Annotated in this window: 17 protein-coding genes and 1 riboswitch; of the genes, 1 reads left to right on the top strand and 16 read right to left on the bottom strand. The window is 43.5% G+C overall.

Annotation, left to right across the window (positions count from 1 at the left end):
* The first annotated feature begins 82 nt into the window (after positions 1-82).
* A complete protein-coding gene (locus V7L95_RS14435) occupies positions 83-1,792 on the top strand; it encodes an NFACT RNA binding domain-containing protein (RefSeq protein WP_076821734.1) in 1,710 nt (569 codons plus the stop codon).
* Between the two features lie 31 nt (positions 1,793-1,823).
* On the opposite strand, the gene V7L95_RS14430 is transcribed toward V7L95_RS14435, so the two are convergent.
* The 16 genes from V7L95_RS14430 to V7L95_RS14355 all read right to left on the bottom strand — a co-directional run bounded on the left by V7L95_RS14430 (position 1,824) and on the right by V7L95_RS14355 (position 17,568).
* Positions 1,824-2,327, bottom strand: a complete 504-nt coding sequence (locus tag V7L95_RS14430) for an NAD(P)-dependent oxidoreductase (protein ID WP_050827250.1) — start codon at positions 2,325-2,327, stop codon at positions 1,824-1,826.
* Complete coding sequence (locus V7L95_RS14425) at positions 2,308-3,126, bottom strand: sirohydrochlorin chelatase (RefSeq protein WP_340969056.1); 819 nt, start codon at positions 3,124-3,126, stop codon at positions 2,308-2,310. The genes V7L95_RS14430 and V7L95_RS14425 overlap by 20 nt, the downstream gene beginning before the upstream one ends.
* Positions 3,127-3,169: 43 nt before the next feature.
* Entirely contained in the window at positions 3,170-3,925 is a 756-nt protein-coding gene (gene cobA, locus V7L95_RS14420) for a uroporphyrinogen-III C-methyltransferase (protein WP_050827248.1), read from the bottom strand.
* A 28-nt stretch (positions 3,926-3,953) separates the two neighbouring features.
* Complete coding sequence (gene cysC, locus V7L95_RS14415) at positions 3,954-4,547, bottom strand: adenylyl-sulfate kinase (RefSeq protein ID WP_007499696.1); 594 nt, start codon at positions 4,545-4,547, stop codon at positions 3,954-3,956.
* A 13-nt stretch (positions 4,548-4,560) separates the two neighbouring features.
* Entirely contained in the window at positions 4,561-5,697 is a 1,137-nt protein-coding gene (gene sat / locus V7L95_RS14410; RefSeq protein ID WP_008344912.1) for a sulfate adenylyltransferase, read from the bottom strand.
* A 57-nt stretch (positions 5,698-5,754) separates the two neighbouring features.
* Entirely contained in the window at positions 5,755-6,819 is a 1,065-nt protein-coding gene (locus tag V7L95_RS14405) for an inorganic phosphate transporter (RefSeq protein ID WP_008344915.1), read from the bottom strand.
* Between the two features lie 13 nt (positions 6,820-6,832).
* Positions 6,833-7,534, bottom strand: coding sequence for a phosphoadenylyl-sulfate reductase (locus tag V7L95_RS14400; RefSeq protein WP_008344917.1), 702 nt, complete (start codon positions 7,532-7,534; stop codon positions 6,833-6,835).
* Positions 7,535-7,579: 45 nt separating this feature from the next.
* The gene (locus V7L95_RS14395) at positions 7,580-7,726 is read right to left on the bottom strand and encodes a YezD family protein (protein ID WP_008344920.1); all 147 of its coding nucleotides are present in this window, start codon (positions 7,724-7,726) and stop codon (positions 7,580-7,582) included.
* A 74-nt stretch (positions 7,727-7,800) separates the two neighbouring features.
* Positions 7,801-7,903, bottom strand: a riboswitch (SAM riboswitch).
* Between the two features lie 159 nt (positions 7,904-8,062).
* Positions 8,063-8,701 (bottom strand): orotate phosphoribosyltransferase, encoded by a 639-nt coding sequence (pyrE, locus tag V7L95_RS14390; protein ID WP_017359346.1) that lies wholly within the window; start codon positions 8,699-8,701, stop codon positions 8,063-8,065.
* A gap of 7 nt (positions 8,702-8,708) precedes the next feature.
* Positions 8,709-9,413: an orotidine-5'-phosphate decarboxylase gene (gene pyrF, locus V7L95_RS14385; protein ID WP_007499705.1), complete on the bottom strand. Its 705-nt coding sequence runs from the start codon at positions 9,411-9,413 to the stop codon at positions 8,709-8,711.
* The gene (locus tag V7L95_RS14380; protein WP_017359348.1) at positions 9,385-10,317 is read right to left on the bottom strand and encodes a dihydroorotate dehydrogenase; all 933 of its coding nucleotides are present in this window, start codon (positions 10,315-10,317) and stop codon (positions 9,385-9,387) included. The genes pyrF and V7L95_RS14380 overlap by 29 nt, the downstream gene beginning before the upstream one ends.
* Complete coding sequence (locus tag V7L95_RS14375; protein ID WP_144740274.1) at positions 10,311-11,087, bottom strand: dihydroorotate dehydrogenase electron transfer subunit; 777 nt, start codon at positions 11,085-11,087, stop codon at positions 10,311-10,313. The genes V7L95_RS14380 and V7L95_RS14375 overlap by 7 nt, the downstream gene beginning before the upstream one ends.
* A complete protein-coding gene (carB, locus tag V7L95_RS14370; RefSeq protein ID WP_007499710.1) occupies positions 11,084-14,299 on the bottom strand; it encodes a carbamoyl-phosphate synthase (glutamine-hydrolyzing) large subunit in 3,216 nt (1,071 codons plus the stop codon). Before carB ends, V7L95_RS14375 begins: the two co-directional genes overlap by 4 nt.
* A complete protein-coding gene (locus V7L95_RS14365) occupies positions 14,284-15,378 on the bottom strand; it encodes a carbamoyl phosphate synthase small subunit (RefSeq protein ID WP_019743288.1) in 1,095 nt (364 codons plus the stop codon). The genes carB and V7L95_RS14365 overlap by 16 nt, the downstream gene beginning before the upstream one ends.
* Entirely contained in the window at positions 15,375-16,661 is a 1,287-nt protein-coding gene (locus tag V7L95_RS14360; protein ID WP_035392124.1) for a dihydroorotase, read from the bottom strand. Before V7L95_RS14360 ends, V7L95_RS14365 begins: the two co-directional genes overlap by 4 nt.
* Entirely contained in the window at positions 16,645-17,568 is a 924-nt protein-coding gene (locus tag V7L95_RS14355; protein WP_212356394.1) for an aspartate carbamoyltransferase catalytic subunit, read from the bottom strand. Before V7L95_RS14355 ends, V7L95_RS14360 begins: the two co-directional genes overlap by 17 nt.
* Between the last annotated feature and the right edge of the window lie 70 nt (positions 17,569-17,638).

Genomic DNA, 17,638 nt, shown 5'->3' with positions numbered 1-17,638 from the left:
TATAATAATAAGACTGCCTAAAGAACGAGAAAACGTAAGGTTCTTTCAGTAGATTTGTGTGAAAGAAGAGGGTGTATCCAACATGTCATTTGACGGCATTTTTACATACGGTATGACAAATGAATTGCAAGAAACATTAACTGGCGGAAGAATTTCGAAAATACATCAGCCATACAAGCATGAGCTGATTTTTCATATCCGGTCAAAGGGGAAGAATCATAAGCTGCTTTTATCCGCTCACCCGAGCTATGCAAGAGTACAGCTCACTGAGCACCATGATGATAATCCGAGCGAACCGCCAATGTTTTGTATGCTCCTCAGAAAACATCTTGAGGGTGGGTTCATTGAACGTTTTGAACAAATTGGGTTAGATCGGGTGATCGTGCTGCACGTGCGCAGCCGAAATGAAATTGGCGATGAACAAACCCGTAAGCTGTATATTGAAATTATGGGCAGGCACAGCAACTTAATTCTCGTGGAGGACGAAACGGAGCAGATCATTGACGGACTGAAACATCTTTCTCCATCTGTGAACAGCTATCGAACGGTGCTGCCCGGACATCAATATCTTCTGCCGCCGGCACAGCAAAAGCTGAATCCTTTTGACGTGACGAAGGAAGATATTTTAAAGCATTTACGTTTTCAAGAAGGGAAAATCGCCAATCAAATTGTCGATACATTCTCCGGGGTTTCTCCGCTGTTTGCTAAGGAAGCTGTCCACAGGGCCGGTCTTGCCAATCAGGAAACGATTCCAAGTACATTGCTCGAGATGTTTCAGCTCATTCAGGCGCATTCTTTTACCCCTCAGCTCACGAGAAAAGATGGGAAAGAGTATTTTTATTTATTAGAACTTCAGCACGTCGATGGTGACATGAAGACGTTTGATTCTCTTAGTGAGCTACTTGACCGCTTTTATTTCGGAAAAGCTGAAAGAGACAGAGTCAAACAGCAGGCGGCTGATCTTGAACGCTTTGTTGTGAATGAAAAAAAGAAAAATGAAAACAAGCTAAAAAAACTAACAAGAACGCTTGAAGAATCTCAAAATGCGCATAAGTATCAGCTTTATGGTGAATTGCTTACTGCCAATATATATGCGATTAAAAAAGGGGATAAAGAAGCGACTGTCATCAATTATTATGATGAAGAAGGCGGAGAGATCACGATCCCGCTCAAAACAAACAAAACCCCTTCTGAAAATGCACAAGCGTATTTTACAAAATACCAAAAGGCAAAAAATGCAGTAGAGGCCGTAAATGAACAAATTGAGCGAACACATGAAGAAATTGTATATTTTGACGAGCTGATCCAGCAGCTGTCCTCTGCCTCACCAAAAGATTTAGAGGAAATAAGAGAAGAACTGGTGGAAGGAAAATATTTGCGTCCCAAACAAAAACGCAACGCCAAAAAGAAAAAGCCATCGGCCATTCAGCTTGAAGCATATGAATCTTCTCAAGGTGTTCCGATTCTCGTTGGAAAAAACAACAAGCAAAACGAATATTTGACCACAAAGGCGGCAGCTCGTGATGACATTTGGCTGCACACAAAGGATATTCCTGGATCACATGTCGTCATTCGTCACAAAGCGCCTGATGAACAAACCTTGCTTGAAGCGGCACAAATTGCTGCCTACTTCTCGAAGGCAAAAGAATCAAGCTCCGTCCCTGTCGATTATACGAAAATCCGGCATGTGAAAAAACCAAACGGAGCAAAACCGGGCTTTGTCACGTATGATCAGCAGCAAACATTATTTGTGACGCCTGATGAGGATGTTGTCCTAAAGCTGAGAAAATAAAAAAGAGCCGATTAAATCTTTAGATGAGATTTTATCGGCTCTTTCTTTGTCGTTTTTTTCTTTCTATATAGAGCTCATCCAGTGCATCTACATTCTCTTGTTCAAGCAAGGTCTCAATGGCCGCAGCCAGCTGTTTAGTGCGGGCTGGGCTTGCACCACTCGTAGATATGGAGATTGTCACTTTTCCTGCCCTCACAACCTTTGGCACAATCACATTGCCAAGCTCTGACTGGCTCACACAGTTGACGAGCTGATGAGGAAGCGCTGATTGCGTCATCCACTCGTTTACTGAAGGGTCGTCTGTAGCAGCGACAATCAAAAATGCATCCTTTACATCTTCCGCATCAACTTTCTTTTTCTTCCAAGTCAGCTGATATGTCTCAATGAGATTCGCCATTTCATCACAAATGTCAGGGCTCACAATGGTTATGCTGCATGGCTCCATGCATAGCGCACTCGTCCTTCTAGCCGCAACCCTTCCACCGCCGGCAATCAGCACATGTTTATTGGTTAGATCAAGATGAACTGGAAGCATGGCTTTCTCCTTGAAAACGAAACGCATCCTCTTTGTTTAAGATGGTTTCCTGCACACGTTCAATATAAGCTGCTTTTACATGGGGATGAAACCCAATATATCGGCAGACACGGACATCTCGCAGCCGCTCTCTCGCCTGATTCGCTTCACTCTCAATCTCTTTCATTAAAATGCCGGTAAATAAAAGATAAGGCACGAGATAGACAGGCGTATCGTCATCTACTGTTAACTGTGCTAAGACATCACGATAATTCGGTTCACACGCTGTAATAAAACACGGAAAAACCTCTGCACAAGGCAACATGCTTCGGACATCATCTGCAATGCCAAACACATCCCGCTTTACATCTGGATCAGAGCTTCCACGGCCAATTAAGAGAATTTTTGCACGCTCTCCCTTGTATCCAGCTTCTTCAATCCTTGCGATAACCGCTTTCGTGACTTCTTGGTTCACGCCTATAGGTCTTCCATATGTCACCTTCACTTGTGGGAAACGTTTTTGTACTTTCACAATCTCATCTGGAATATCTGATTTGGCATGCATGGCAGTTAAAAGGAGGAGCGGGACGATCGCAATGTGGGTTGCTCCTTTTTGTACACAAGTCTCAAACCCTTCTTCGATTGAAGGGTCCGTCAACTCTAAAAAACAAATTTCTTGGATATCTGCTTCCACTAACGGCATACAGCTTTTCATAAAAGAAATGGCTTTATCCTGTGCTTCTTTTACCCTGCTTCCATGCCCAACATAAAGGACAGCTTGTTTCATTTGACTCCTCCTTGCGACCTTAGTTTTATTCAGACGAAAAGACACGATGTCCACACGTGTCTTTTCATCTTTGTTTTCATTTCTCAATCAGTGCTGGTTCAAACCAGTTCAACTTTTGATGAAAGTGAACGACATCTCCTACTACGATTAAACTCGGATGCTCGATCCCTTCTTTTTCAACCGTTTCAGATAGTGTCGCCACCGTGCAGCAAGTCGTGTTTTGCCTTGTGGTCGTTCCCCAGTGAATAAACGCAGCTGGGGTTTCAGGATTCCGCCCATTTTTCAAAAGCAGCCGCTGGACTCTTTCCACGTTTTTGACGCCCATGTAAATGACAAGGGTATCAATCCCCGTCGCCAGCGCTTCCCACTTTTCTTCAAAATGTTCATCCTTTTGATAATGCCCTGTTACAAACGCAACATTTGAGCTGAATTCTCGGTGCGTGACTGGAATGCCTGCATAAGCAGCGGCTGCAATGCCAGAAGTAATCCCTGGGACAACTTCATACGGAATACCGTGCTCAGCTAAGCATTCGATTTCTTCACCGCCGCGGCCAAATACAAAGGGATCACCGCCTTTTAGACGAACGACTATGTTCCCTTCCTTCGCATAAGCAACAAGCGCTTCATTAATCGCTTCCTGTCTCATCGTATGATGATTCGGCAGTTTGCCGCAATAGATCAACTCCGCCTCCGGTTTGGCATGGGCAAGAATCTCTTGATTGACAAGACGATCATATAAAATGACATCTGCCTGCTGTATTGCCTTATGGGCCTTTAGCGTAATTAAGTCTGGATCACCCGGTCCGGCACCAACAATGTATACTTTCCCCATCTTGCTTTCTCCCCCTGCCATCAGGCGATTATTTCGTTTTACCTTTTACATATTCAACAAGCCGCTGTTTTGACTCCTCGCGTGATAATTCACCTGTATCTAGAACAAGCTCAGGCGCAGCTGGCTCTTCGTATGGTGAATCGATTCCCGTGAAAAATGGAATTTCGCCGTTTCTTGCTTTTTTATATAATCCCTTTGGATCACGCTCTTCACACACGTTCAGATCACATTTCACAAACACTTCGTGAAATTCTCCGTCTTCGACTAACTGTCTTACGATTTGGCGGTCTTCTTGAAATGGTGAAATAAAAGCAGTAATGACAATCGTTCCTTGCTCAACAAATAATTTCGCCACTTCACCGATGCGCCGAATGTTCTCTTTTCTGTCGTCATCTGAAAAGCCTAAGTCTTTATTGAGTCCATGGCGTACGTTATCGCCGTCAAGGACTGTCACTTGGTACCCCTGTTCAAAGAGCTCTCGAGCCGCTGCGTTGGCGATCGTCGATTTACCTGAACCGCTTAGACCTGTCAGCCAAATGATCCCGCTTGTATGGTTGTTTTTCTGTTGATATTCTTTTTTAGTAATAGATGAATCATGCCACACGATATGTTCGTTGCTCATGTCATATCCTCCTTTAAGATACCGTCGTTTTTAATCCTTCGATTAATGTTTCAATGACTTCTTTTCGGCTGAACGTGCTCGGTGGTAATTCACCATTTCTCAGCATCGTTCTGACCTTTGTACCTGAAAGAATGACATGTTCGCTTTTATCATGTGGGCATGTTTTTGGTGTTGCCATGGCTTCACATGTATTGCAGTAAAAGCTGTGCTCAAATTTTAATGGTGTGATCCCAATTTCTTCGCTTGTAAATTGTTCAAATAGCTCCTGCGCTTCGTATGTGCCGTAATAATCACCAACACCTGCATGATCTCTGCCGACAATAAAATGTGTACAGCCATAATTTTTACGCACAAGCGCATGAAAAATCGCTTCCTTTGGTCCAGCATAACGCATGGCAGCAGGAAAAACACCTAAAAAGACGCGGTCTTTCGGGTAATAACCGTTCAGTAACACTTGATAGCTTTTCATTCTGACATCTGCTGGAATATCATCAGATTTTGTTTCACCAACAAGTGGATTTAGAAATAGACCATCCACTGTTTCCAGTGCTGTCTTTTGAATGTATTCATGCGCACGATGGACTGGGTTTCTCGTTTGGAAACCGACAATGGTTTTCCAGCCGTTTTCTTTAAAATGTTTTCTTGTTTCTTCTGGCTCATACGTAAATTGCGGGAAAGGTTTTTCGCTACGTTTTGTCAGTGTAATTTTACCACCAATATACGTGTCACCGCGTTCAAATAATTTTTTCACGCCTGGGTGATTGCGGTCATCTGTTTTATACACATTCACTGCTTCTTTTTCCTTATCAGGTGTGTATTGATCTTCCACCTCAATGACCCCGTATACTGTTCCATTATACGATAGACGAACAATGTCACCTTGATTGATCTCCGCTGCTTTTTCCTTTGTGACAGGCAAAGTAATCGGAAGAGACCAAACGACACCACTTGCTAGTCGCATACTGCTGACAACTGCTTCATAATCAGCTTTCGTTAAAAACCCTTCAATTGGACTATACCCGCCAATTGCGATGAGTTCAAGGTCTGCAAAAGAGATGGCATCCAGCTCAATTTCTTTCGCAGCTGTGCTTAGATCAAATTCTTCATTTACTCGATTAATTAATACGCCACCATGTGGTGTTAAACTCATTTGTTCATCTTCCTCTCAATGTTCATATTTATTAGATGTTAATAGTCGGATTTATATTTAAATCCCGCCGCCCTGTTCATGAATCGAGCTGCTCTCATTTTTAACTGCCTTCATAAGACTCAGTGCACCTAGTGAAGCAAGCAGTACACTCATCATGATAAAGATAGAGTAATAGTCTCCTTTTAAGAAAAGGCTTACCAACAAATAAGATAGACTAAGTGATAAGAAAGGTGACACAACCCATACCTTCAGCATTTTTTTCACAACATGTTTATGAAAAATGTTCGGTCCACCCTTTGCCATACCTAGCCCAATAATGGACGAGGAGGTAATTTGAGTAAGGGGAACAGGGAGTCCGAATATAGAGCTGACGATGACAAGTCCTGCACCGGTGCTCGATAATAGAATGCCTTCACCCGTTTGATAGCGTGTAATTTTCTTTCCGTTTGTTTCTAGTACCCTTCTTCCTAGAAGCAGCGCCCCAATGGCCACAAAGATTCCGCCGTAAAGGGTTCCTTGCCCGACTGATAAAACACCTGACGCGACAAGCGGGCCGACCGCATTGGCGACATTGTTCATGCCGGCTGAAAATGCTTCTAAAAACCCACTGATAATCAAAACAACAGATAAGATCAATGTACCTTTTTTGGATAATGTTCGTTTAGGGAACAATCTGATGATTTTGACAACAGCAAAGGTAAAAACAAAGGCAACAATCGGAATAATCACCCAAAAAGAGACAATGACTAAGATCGATTTCACATACAGCACTTTATATGCGGCTGCCACACCGACCACAGCTCCTACTGTGACCTCACTTGTGGATAAAGGAATGGCCAAGAGATTCGCTATGAAAAGTGATAATGCGGCCGAGCCAATGATGATACACACAATTTCAAGTGTGATGACAGATTCCGGCATAATCCCGGAGCTGATCGTTTTGACGACCTCACCGCCGCCAATCACTGAACCTGCTAATATTCCAACCGCACAAACGCTGAGCGCGTATATTGGCTTTTTGATTGCACCTGAACCATATGCGATGCCCATCGAAGCAGCTGCTCCGCTTGCGCCAATATTTAAAGCAAAGAATAAGCTAAATAAAATTGCGGCGATTTCCATACATTATGCTCCCTTACTCATGTAATCCGCACTCAGTCTTTGCTGTCCCTGACCATCTTCCAGAACGCAAATCATCAGCAGTAAATGCCGGCTGTGTACAAGGTGCACACCCGATGCTTGGATATCCTTGGTCATGCAGCGGATTATAAGTAAGATCCTCTCTAGACGCATATCTCCATATGTCCTTCCACGTCCAGTGGATGAGCGGACATACTTTGACTGATTGGAATTTTTCATCCTTATTTAAGAAGTTCGTACCTGCTCGTTTAGGCGACTGCTCTCTTCTTAAACCAGACAGCCATGCCGGATAGCCAGATAGTGCCTCTTGCAACGGAATGACCTTTCTCATATGGCAGCAGCTTTGAGGATTCGTTTCCCATAATTTATCACCATGCTGCTCATTCTGCTCTTCCACCGTCAGCTCAGGTGTTTTCAGCACGATGTCTAAACCAGGATATCTTTCCTTCACTGCATCAATGGTGTCGTATGTTTCCTTGAAATGCAGACCTGTATCTAAAAAGACAATTCTTGCATCTTTTTTTACTTTCGCAATAAGATCGATCAGGACAATGCCCTCAATGCCAAAACTGCATGCATAAACGAGCTGATCACCATAGTGGCCGTACGCCCATTTCAGCACAGATAGGGCCCCTTTATACAAATCATCCTCTTGAAATGTAATGGACGGCTCTTGCCAATTTTCATAAGTTAACATTGTTTCTCCCCTTCCGGAGTACTGCTTCTATTGCTATTCTCCGCACTACTTTAATCTGATTTTTTCATTTTTTTCCACTTGAATCACTTGACCGTCCTGAACGATCAACGTAATTGAACCGAATTTCATATCCCCAATCAGCTCTTGCATGTGCTTCACTAAGTCCTCATCCTGGTTTTGTTTCAGTTCCATCTCCTCTTCCTCCTCACCGTTAAAATAAAAAAACTTTCTTTCAGTCCGAAAGAAAGATGAGGAAGCTCACGATTTCCTTATCTTTCAAAATAGAATCATTTTGCAGGAAGTAGCACCTTGCAAATCGCAGGTTGCCGGGCTTCATCGGGCCAGTCCCTCCACCTCTCTGGATAAGAGTTTTAATTTGTATTAAATATTAACACAATTCAAACAAAAGTCAACCCGACTTTATTGATAGGATTAGTTTTTATTTAAATTTGAGTCTATTTTACTATTTTTAACCAAATAAAAAACTGTGCAGTGCAGCACAGCTTTTTTTAAAACAAAACAAGCTTTTTAGACCGTTTCTTCCATCCAAGATTCAGACGAAGGATCCTGTCTCCAGCGTTTTAGTTTATTCATAGCAGAAGGCTCGATTGCTTTTAGCTCAAGTGCCACTTCTGTCAGTGTGTCATAGTCTGTCAGCGTGACATAGGGAATGTTTTTCTCTTGAAAAGCCGCAGCTGCTTTTGGCAGTCCATAAGTGAAGATCGCAACAACTCCGAGTACGTCACAGCCTTCTTCTTCAAGAGCAGCAACAACTTCAAGAACGCTGCCTCCAGTTGAGATGAGGTCTTCTACGACAACCACCTTTTGTCCAGGTGATACGGCTCCTTCAATTTGATTTCCTTTTCCGTGTGCTTTTGGTTTACTTCTTACATAACACATCGGTACGTTCAGACGATCAGCTGCTAATGCCGCATGAGGAATGCCAGCTGTAGCTGTACCTGCGACAACTTCCGCTCCTTCAAAATGAGTGAGAATCAAGTCTTTTAAACCTTCCGCAATGTCTCCTCTGACCTCAGGATAAGACAAGGTGAGGCGATTGTCACAGTAAATCGGTGATTTGATACCGCTCGCCCATGTAAATGGTTCGTCTGGTTTTAAAGAGACAGCTTTGATTTGTAATAAATGCTTCGCGATTTTCGTTTTCATCCGGCAGTCACTCCCACTCTTTCAAAATTTGTTGATAAGCTTCCACTGGGTTTGTGGCTTTTGTGATCGATCTTCCCACAACAATCTGTGAAACACCCTGCTCTTTGGCAAAGGCAGGTGTCGCCACACGCTTTTGGTCATCCGTTTGATCATTTGGTAAGCGAATTCCTGGCGTCACAGTGAGAAAGGAAGGAGAGATTTGTTCATGAAGCTGTTTTGATTCATGAACAGAGCACACCACACCATCAAGTCCACTTTCATATGCCAATTGTCCATAATGAAGCACAGCCTCTTGCAACGGGCGGTTAATTAGTAATTCTTTTTTCATCATATCTTCTGACGTGCTTGTCAGCTGGGTCACTGCAATAATACCCGGGCGATTTTGGCCGGCAGGGGTTCCGCTTTCAAGCCCCTCTAAAGCCGCCTGCATCATCCTTTTCCCGCCGGCTGCATGCACATTCACCAAATCAACACCAAGTGCAGCAAGCCTGTTCATCGCTTTTTGCACAGTTGTTGGAATGTCATGAAGCTTCAGATCAAGGAAAATACGGCAATTTTTTTCTTTCAGTGCGTCAATAATGGCAGGACCTTCTTGGTAAAACAGCTCCATGCCGACCTTTACGAATAATGGAGTGCCTTCAAAACGATCTATAAAGGCGTGCGCCTCCTGTCCTGATGGAAAATCAAGCGCGATGATGGGCAAGTGCTTCATGTTTCCAGCTCCTTCCGATGCATTCCTCTACAGATGAATACCCATAAGCCGCTAACACATTCGGCAGTTCATCAATGATTTCCGGGCAAATAAATGGGTTCACAAAATTGGCTGTCCCAACAGCTACCGCACTTGCGCCAGCTAGTAAAAATTCAAGTACATCTTCAGCGCTTTGCACGCCGCCCATCCCAATAATCGGAATAGAAACGGCCTGACTGACCTCATGCACCATTCGGATGGCAACAGGTTTTACAGCAGGACCTGATAATCCACCTGTTTTATTGGCAAGAATGGGTTTGCCTGTTTTTAAATCTAAACGCATCCCAATCAAGGTATTGATCATGGTGAGTCCATCCGCTCCAGCCGATTCAATCGCTTTAGCAATCTCAACGATATTGGCTACATTAGGTGACAGTTTCACATAAACAGGAACGGAGGAAACTTCCTTAACGGCTTTTGTCAATGTAGCCGCCATTTCTGGATCGGTCCCAAAGGCAATTCCGCCTGTTTTCACATTCGGACACGAGATATTCAGTTCAAGGGCATGAACATTGCTTGCTTGACTAATTTGCTTTGCTACTTCAACATAATCATCAACTTGTGATCCAGCAACATTGGCAATAATAGGGGTATCGAACTGCTCAAGCCAAGGTAATTCATGTTCAAGCACGCCTTTTAGACCTGGATTTTGGAGACCAATCGCATTCAGCATACCGGCTCCTGTCTCAGCTACCCTAGGTGTCGGGTTGCCAAATCTCGGTTCAAGGGTCGTGGCTTTAATCATGATGCCGCCCAGCAAGGAAAGGTCATATAATGATGCGAATTCTTTTCCAAATCCAAAACAGCCTGATGCAGGAATGATTGGATTTTTTAAAGATAAGCCGGGTAATTCGATGTTTAGCATGATAGCGCCACCTCCTCCGCTTTAAAAACAGGTCCATCCAGACAAACTTTAACGTACGGTTTCTCGTGCTGATCGGTATGACAGACACAAGCAAAGCATGCACCGATTCCGCAGCCCATTCGTTCTTCCATTGAAATATAGACAGGCTTATCGGGATAAGAGTCTTTTAGTGCTTTTAACATAGGTGTCGGTCCACAGGAAAGCAAGACATCAAAGTCCAGCTCATTCTCTTCAATGACATTTGTCACGAAACCTTTCGAGCCATATGTTCCATCAACGGTTGCGATAAATGTATCTCCGAGCGCTTGAAACATCTCCTCATAAAATACATCCTTTTTCGATTGAAAACCGAGAACATGTTTTACGATGACGCCTTTTTTCGTTAACCGCTTAGACAGTTCATATAACGGAGGCACACCGATTCCTCCACCGACTAATAATGCGGTCTGTCCGGCCTGAACGACTGTAGGGTCATAGCCGTTTCCAAGCGGTCCTAACACATCGACTGACTCTCCCGCCCGCTTTTGGGAAAGGAGCTTTGTGCCCTCTCCCTCTGCGCGGTAAATGATGGTTGCTTCTTGCGTTTCGGCATGAATGTTGGCAATACTGATCGGTCTTCTCAGCAGCGGTGTCATGGATTCACTGACCTTTATATGAAGAAACTGTCCAGCTGTTTGAAAGGATTCAACAAGATCACCTTTTAATGTCATTTCGTAAATATGATCAGCGATCTCTCGGTTTGAGACGACCGTCAAGTATGCTTTTTTCATATCGTTACTGTCACCTCAGCATTCGTTTTCACTTCTGGCATTTCATCTGCTCTAAATGTCATGCTCTCTAGCACTCTTAAAATCGCTTCCGCTGTATCTAGTGACGTTAAGCAAGCGACACCATTTTCAACAGATTCACGTCTAATTCTAAAGCCGTCTCTTGCCGGCTGTTTTCCTTTTGTTAAGGTGTTGATGACAAATTGGGCTTCACCATTTCGAATGACATCCAGCAGATTCTTTCCTTCTTCTCCTATTTTGCCGACAACACTTGATGGAATGGAGGCTTGTTTTAAGTAATTCGCTGTTCCTTCTGTTGCTAAAATATGATAGCCGATGGAATGGAATCTTCTTGCAATCTCAAGTCCTTCTTCTTTATCTTTATCAGCCACTGTCAGGAGAACCGTTCCGTCTTTTGGAATTTGAATGCCTGATGCAATCAACCCTTTGTAGAGGGCTTTTTCGATTGTGACATCTTTCCCCATGACTTCACCTGTTGATTTCATTTCAGGCCCTAGTGTAATATCTACTCTTCTTAGTTTTGCAAAAGAGAAGACTGGAACTTTCACATATACGCCTTCTTGCTCAACATGAAGCCCTTCTTGGTAGCCATAGTTTTTCAGTTTTTCTCCTAAAATAACCTTTGTAGCTAAGTTCGCCATTGGAATGCCTGTAATTTTACTTAAGAATGGGACAGTCCGGCTTGAGCGCGGATTCACTTCAAGTACGTACACTTCTCCTTTTGATAGAACAAATTGAATGTTCAAAAGCCCAATGATGTTAAGGCCTTTTGCGAGTTTAATCGTGTATTCTGCGATTTTCGCTTTGATGTCCTCTGACAAAGTTTGCGGCGGGTAGACCGCAATGGAGTCTCCAGAGTGAACTCCGGCTCTTTCAATGTGTTCCATAATGCCTGGTATGACAACCGTTTCTCCGTCAGACACAGCATCTACTTCAATTTCTTTTCCTGTCAAATACTTGTCAATGAGCACTGGGTGCTGCGGATTGACTTTCACCGCATTCTCCATGTAGTGAAGGAGCTCAGCTTCTTGATACACAATTTCCATTGCACGGCCGCCTAATACATAGGAAGGACGGACAAGCACGGGGTAACCTATTTGATTCGCAATCGCTACTGCCTCTGGCACAGACGTTGCTGTCTTACCTTTTGGCTGCGGCACACCGAGAGTTTCTAATGTTTGTTCAAACTTGTCACGGTTTTCCGCGCGGTCAAGGTCTTCAAGCGATGTTCCAAGTATCTTAACCCCTCTATTTGATAATTCATCTGCTAAGTTAATCGCTGTTTGTCCGCCAAACTGAACAACGACACCTTCTGGTTGTTCAAGGTCGATGATGTGCATCACATCTTCTACAGTGAGTGGTTCAAAGTAGAGCTTATCTGAAATACTAAAGTCTGTTGAGACGGTTTCAGGGTTGTTGTTAATAATAATGGCTTCATAGCCTGCTTGTTTGATTGCCCACACTGAATGAACGGTCGCATAATCAAATTCAACCCCTTGTCCGATTCTGATTGGACCTGAGCCTAGCACGATGACACTTTTCTTATCTGTTCGTTCGGATTCATTTTCATCTTCATATGTGCTGTAGAAATATGGTGTTTCTGATTCAAATTCTGCCGCACATGTGTCCACCATCTTATACACAGGAACGATGCCTGCTTCTGTTCTTAGGTTATAGACATCTGCCTCATTCATATTCCATTCGCGGCTAATATAAATATCTGAGAAACCTTTTTCTTTCGCTTCTTTTAAAACGTCTACATTGCCTTTGTTTTCTTTTAGTGTCTTTTCAAATGCGATAATGCCTTCCAGCTTATGAAGGAAGAAATAATCAATTTTCGAGAATTCATGAATCTGTTCGACGGTATAGCCTCTTCTTAGCGCCTCAGCGATATAAAACAGACGCTCATCTCCTGCTTTGATAATCCGCTTTTCAAGCACTTCGTTTGTAATGTCCGCTTCGTCTTTTAATTCAATGTGATGCACATCCGCTTCAAGTGAACGAACAGCCTTTAAAAGAGACTCTTCTAATGTGCGGCCAATCGCCATGACTTCACCCGTTGCTTTCATTTGTGTTCCAAGTCGTCTGTTGGCAGATTCAAACTTATCAAACGGCCAGCGCGGGATTTTTGAAACGATATAGTCGAGTGCTGGTTCGAACGCTGCATATGTTTTACCTGTGACTGGGTTCATCATTTCATCAAGTGTTAGGCCGACTGCGATTTTCGCTGCAAGTTTTGCAATTGGATATCCAGTTGCTTTAGACGCAAGAGCAGAAGAACGGCTCACGCGGGGGTTTACTTCGATAATATAGTATTGGAAGCTGTCTGGATCAATCGCCAGCTGTACGTTACATCCGCCTTCAATGCCAAGTGCACGAATCAACTTGAGTGACACATTACGAAGCAGCTGATATTCACGATCACTTAGCGTTTGACTTGGAGCCACAACGATACTGTCACCTGTGTGGATGCCGACAGGATCAAAGTTTTCCATGTTACAAACCACAATGGCATGATCTCCGCTGTCACGCATGACCTCATATTCAATTTCTTTAAAGCCTGCGATACTTTTTTCAAGCAAACATTGTGTCACCGGACTTAACTTCAGTCCATTCTCGACGATTTCTTTTAATTCTTGCTCATTTGTACAAATTCCGCCGCCTGTTCCGCCTAGTGTATAGGCTGGTCTAACAATGACCGGGAAACCGATTTGATCTGTGAATGCCATCGCTTCTTCAAGGTTATGGATAATTTCACTTTCTGGTACAGGTTCATTTAATTCATTCATTAGATTACGGAATAAATCTCTGTCCTCTGCTTTTTGAATAGCTGACAGCTTGGTGCCTAGTACTTCAACACCACATTCAGCGAGTACACCAAGATCTGATAATTCAACAGCAAGGTTCAATCCAGTTTGACCGCCAAGTGTCGGCAAAATCGCATCAGGACGTTCTTTTCGAATGATTCGTGTTAAAAATTCTGGTGTCAGTGGTTCGATGTATACCTTATCGGCCATTTCTGTATCCGTCATGATCGTCGCAGGGTTAGAGTTCACAAGAACGACTTCATAGCCCTCTTCTTTTAGCGCTAAGCAAGCCTGTGTGCCTGCATAGTCAAACTCCGCTGCCTGACCGATGATGATTGGACCTGAACCGATCACTAAAATCTTTTTGATATCTACGCGTTTTGGCATACTTCTTCCCCTTCTTTCTCAGTTGTATGAATCATGTCCATGAACTCGTCAAATAAGTAGTTCGCATCTTCTGGACCCGGTGATGCTTCTGGGTGATACTGGACAGTGAATGCTGGTGCTTCTTTATGTTTTAATCCTTCAATGGTGTTGTCATTTAGCGCAATATGTGTGACTTCAAGCACGTCTTCATTAATGGCGCTAACCGTGTAGCCATGATTTTGAGACGTCAAGGTTACCTTGCCAGTTGCTAGTTCTTTGACTGGATGGTTGGATCCTCTATGCCCAAATTTCATTTTTTCTGTACTTGCGCCGCACGCAAGCGCGAATAACTGGTGTCCTAGGCAAATACCAAAGAGTGGTACCTTTCCAATCAACTGCTGAATCATTTCAACTGCTTCTGGTACATCGACTGGGTCTCCAGGTCCGTTTGAAAGCATGATGCCGTCTGGTTTTAACTGTAATACTTCATCTGCCGTGATATTGTATGGCACCACAATGACATCACAGTCTCGCTTATTGAGCTCGCGCAAAATGCCATGCTTCATGCCGAAATCGACAAGCACAATTCTTTTTCCTCTTCCTGGGCTTGGATACGCATTTTTCACAGATACTTGGCTTACTTGATCTGTTGGTAGCTGCATCGTTTGAAGGCGGCTCACAACGTCTTCTACTTGTTCATCCGGTCCTGCAAAAGCTCCTCTTAATGTACCTGCACTTCGAATCATGCGCGTGAGCTTGCGTGTATCAATGCCGCTAAGACCCGGGATATTTTTCATTTTTAAATACTCATCAAGTGAGTATGAAGAGCGCCAGTTTGAAGGCTTTTCACAAAGCTCTTTCACGATCAGCCCTTTCACAAACGGTGTGATCGATTCAAAATCATCACGGTTAATGCCGTAGTTGCCGATCAGCGGGTAAGTGAGTGTGACAATTTGTCCACAGTACGACGGGTCAGACAAAATTTCTTGATAGCCTGTCATCCCTGTGTTAAAGACGACTTCTCCGACTGACGGTTCTAAGCTACCAAAGCCTGTTCCTTCGAATACTGTTCCGTTTTCTAGCACTAAGCGTCTCTTCATTTTACTAGTCTCCCCTCTTCATAAACGACTTTCCCAGATGCAAGTGTCATGACCGGCCATCCTGATACAGTCAATTTGTCAAACGGTGTATTTTGTCCTTTAGATAAGAAGCTTTTTTTGTCAATTGCCATTTCTTTGTTTAAATCAATCAGTGTGATATCAGCGATTTGACCTTCTTCCAGCTTTCCGTATGGAAGAGCAAAGGCTTCTGCTGGTTTGATGGTCATATAATCAACAAGTTCTTTTAATGTCCATTCCCCTGTTTTCACAAAACGTGTGTATAGAAGCGGGAACGCTGTTTCAAGTCCGACAATCCCAAAAGGTGCCCTCTGCATCGTTTCGTTTTTTTCTTCTTCTGTATGCGGTGCATGGTCTGTGGCAATAAAATCAATCGTGCCATCTAAAAGTCCCTCGATCAGTGCCTCGCGATCTTCTGCTCCTCTGAGCGGCGGATTCATTTTATAGTTTGTGTCAAGACCTGGGATGTCTGCATCACATAAGAGAAGGTGATGTGGCGAGACCTCAGCCGTCACACGAATGCCTGCTTTTTTTGCATCGCGTACCACTCGGACGGATTCCTTTGTGCTGATATGGCATACATGATAATGACAATTCGCTGCTTCTGCTAAGAGGACATCTCTTGCAATATGCACCGATTCACAAATTGACGGTATCCCGTTTAACCCATTTGCTTTTGAAAAGTCTCCTTCATGAACGCATCCTCCATAAATGAGTGAGTTATCTTCACAGTGCGCCACTATGGCTTGATCAAGGCTTGCTGCCTTTTTCATTGCTTCGTACATCATGCCTGCGGTTTGAATACCTACACCGTCATCCGTAAAGGCAAAAGCGCCCGCTTCTTTTAACGCTGCAAAGTCTGTCATCTCTTCGCCAATTTGTCTCGTCGTGATGGAAGCGTATGGCAGTACTCTTACAGATGAGGTCTCTTTGATTCGATTCATCAGCCATTCCATTTGTTCTTTTGTATCTGGAACTGGCCGTGTATTTGGCATCGCTGCAATGGTCGTATACCCGCCTCTTGCTGCTGCCTTAGAACCTGTTTCAATGGTTTCTTTTTTCTCGCCGCCTGGCTCTCTTAAATGCACATGCAGATCAATCAAACCTGGTGATACAAATAGCCCTGCTGCATCAATGACTTCTTCTCCGTCTTCTCTTTCTAAGTGACCCATTGCTTGAATCACTTTTCCTTCTACCCTAATATCCTGCTGCACTCTTTCCCCTGTGCTTGTTAAGATAAAACCGTTTTTAATGAGATATGACATAGACAGAATCTCTCCCTTTTTGATGTAGTCTGCTATTTTGAAAAGCTCTTTTTAACACAGCCATTCGGATATACACACCATTTTCCATTTGTTTAAAAATCCTTGACTGTTTTGACTCTACTAATGAATCATCTATTTCAACACCTCTATTTACTGGTGCTGGATGCATAATAATCGCTCTTTCTTTCATTTTGCTTGCCCTGTCTACTGTTAATCCATAAGTCGATAAGTAACCCTCATTGCCCATCTTTTCTGAGTGCCTTTCGTGCTGAATTCTCAGCAGCATCACCACGTCAGACCGCTTCATGGCTTCGTCCACTTCGACATACGTTCCATGAGGGTTTTGTTCATCTTGGAAGGATGCTGGTCCTGAAAAGAGCACTGTCGCTCCTAGTCTTGCGAGGACTTCAGCATTGGACCTTGCCACCCTGCTATGTTTGATATCACCATGAATCGAGATCGTTAAGCCTTCAAAACCGCCAAACTCTTCGAAGATCGTCATCAAATCCAGCAATGATTGGGTAGGATGCTGACCGCAGCCATCTCCCGCATTAATGATTGGAATCCCGACCTTCCCAATCAGCTCTTTGTAATATTCGTCGGTACTGTCTCTGATGACACATGCCTTGACTCCGATGGATTCAAGTGTTTTCACTGTATCGTAAAGGGTCTCTCCCTTTTGAACAGAGGTACTTGCTCCGTCTAGGTTCAGCACATTCATTCCAAGTTTCTTCTCTGCCACCTCAAAGCTAAAACGCGTTCTTGTACTTGGTTCAAAGAAGAGGTTCGCTACAAATTCACCTGCTAAACCATGTTCCTGTTTCCCTTTTTTCAATGCACATGCTTCTTCAATCAGCTGTAAAATTTCTTCCTTTGACAAGCTGCTCATTGTCGATAAATCATTCATTTTTTCTGCCCCCTCTAGTTTTTCATCACTTTCAGGTTCAAAAAAACCCTAAGCCTAGGCAGCTTAGGGT

The organism is Bacillus sp. PPSBB_11, from assembly GCF_038023285.1.
Lineage (GTDB): Bacteria > Bacillota > Bacilli > Bacillales > Bacillaceae > Bacillus > Bacillus altitudinis.
This window is presented reverse-complemented; position numbering and strand designations above follow the sequence as displayed.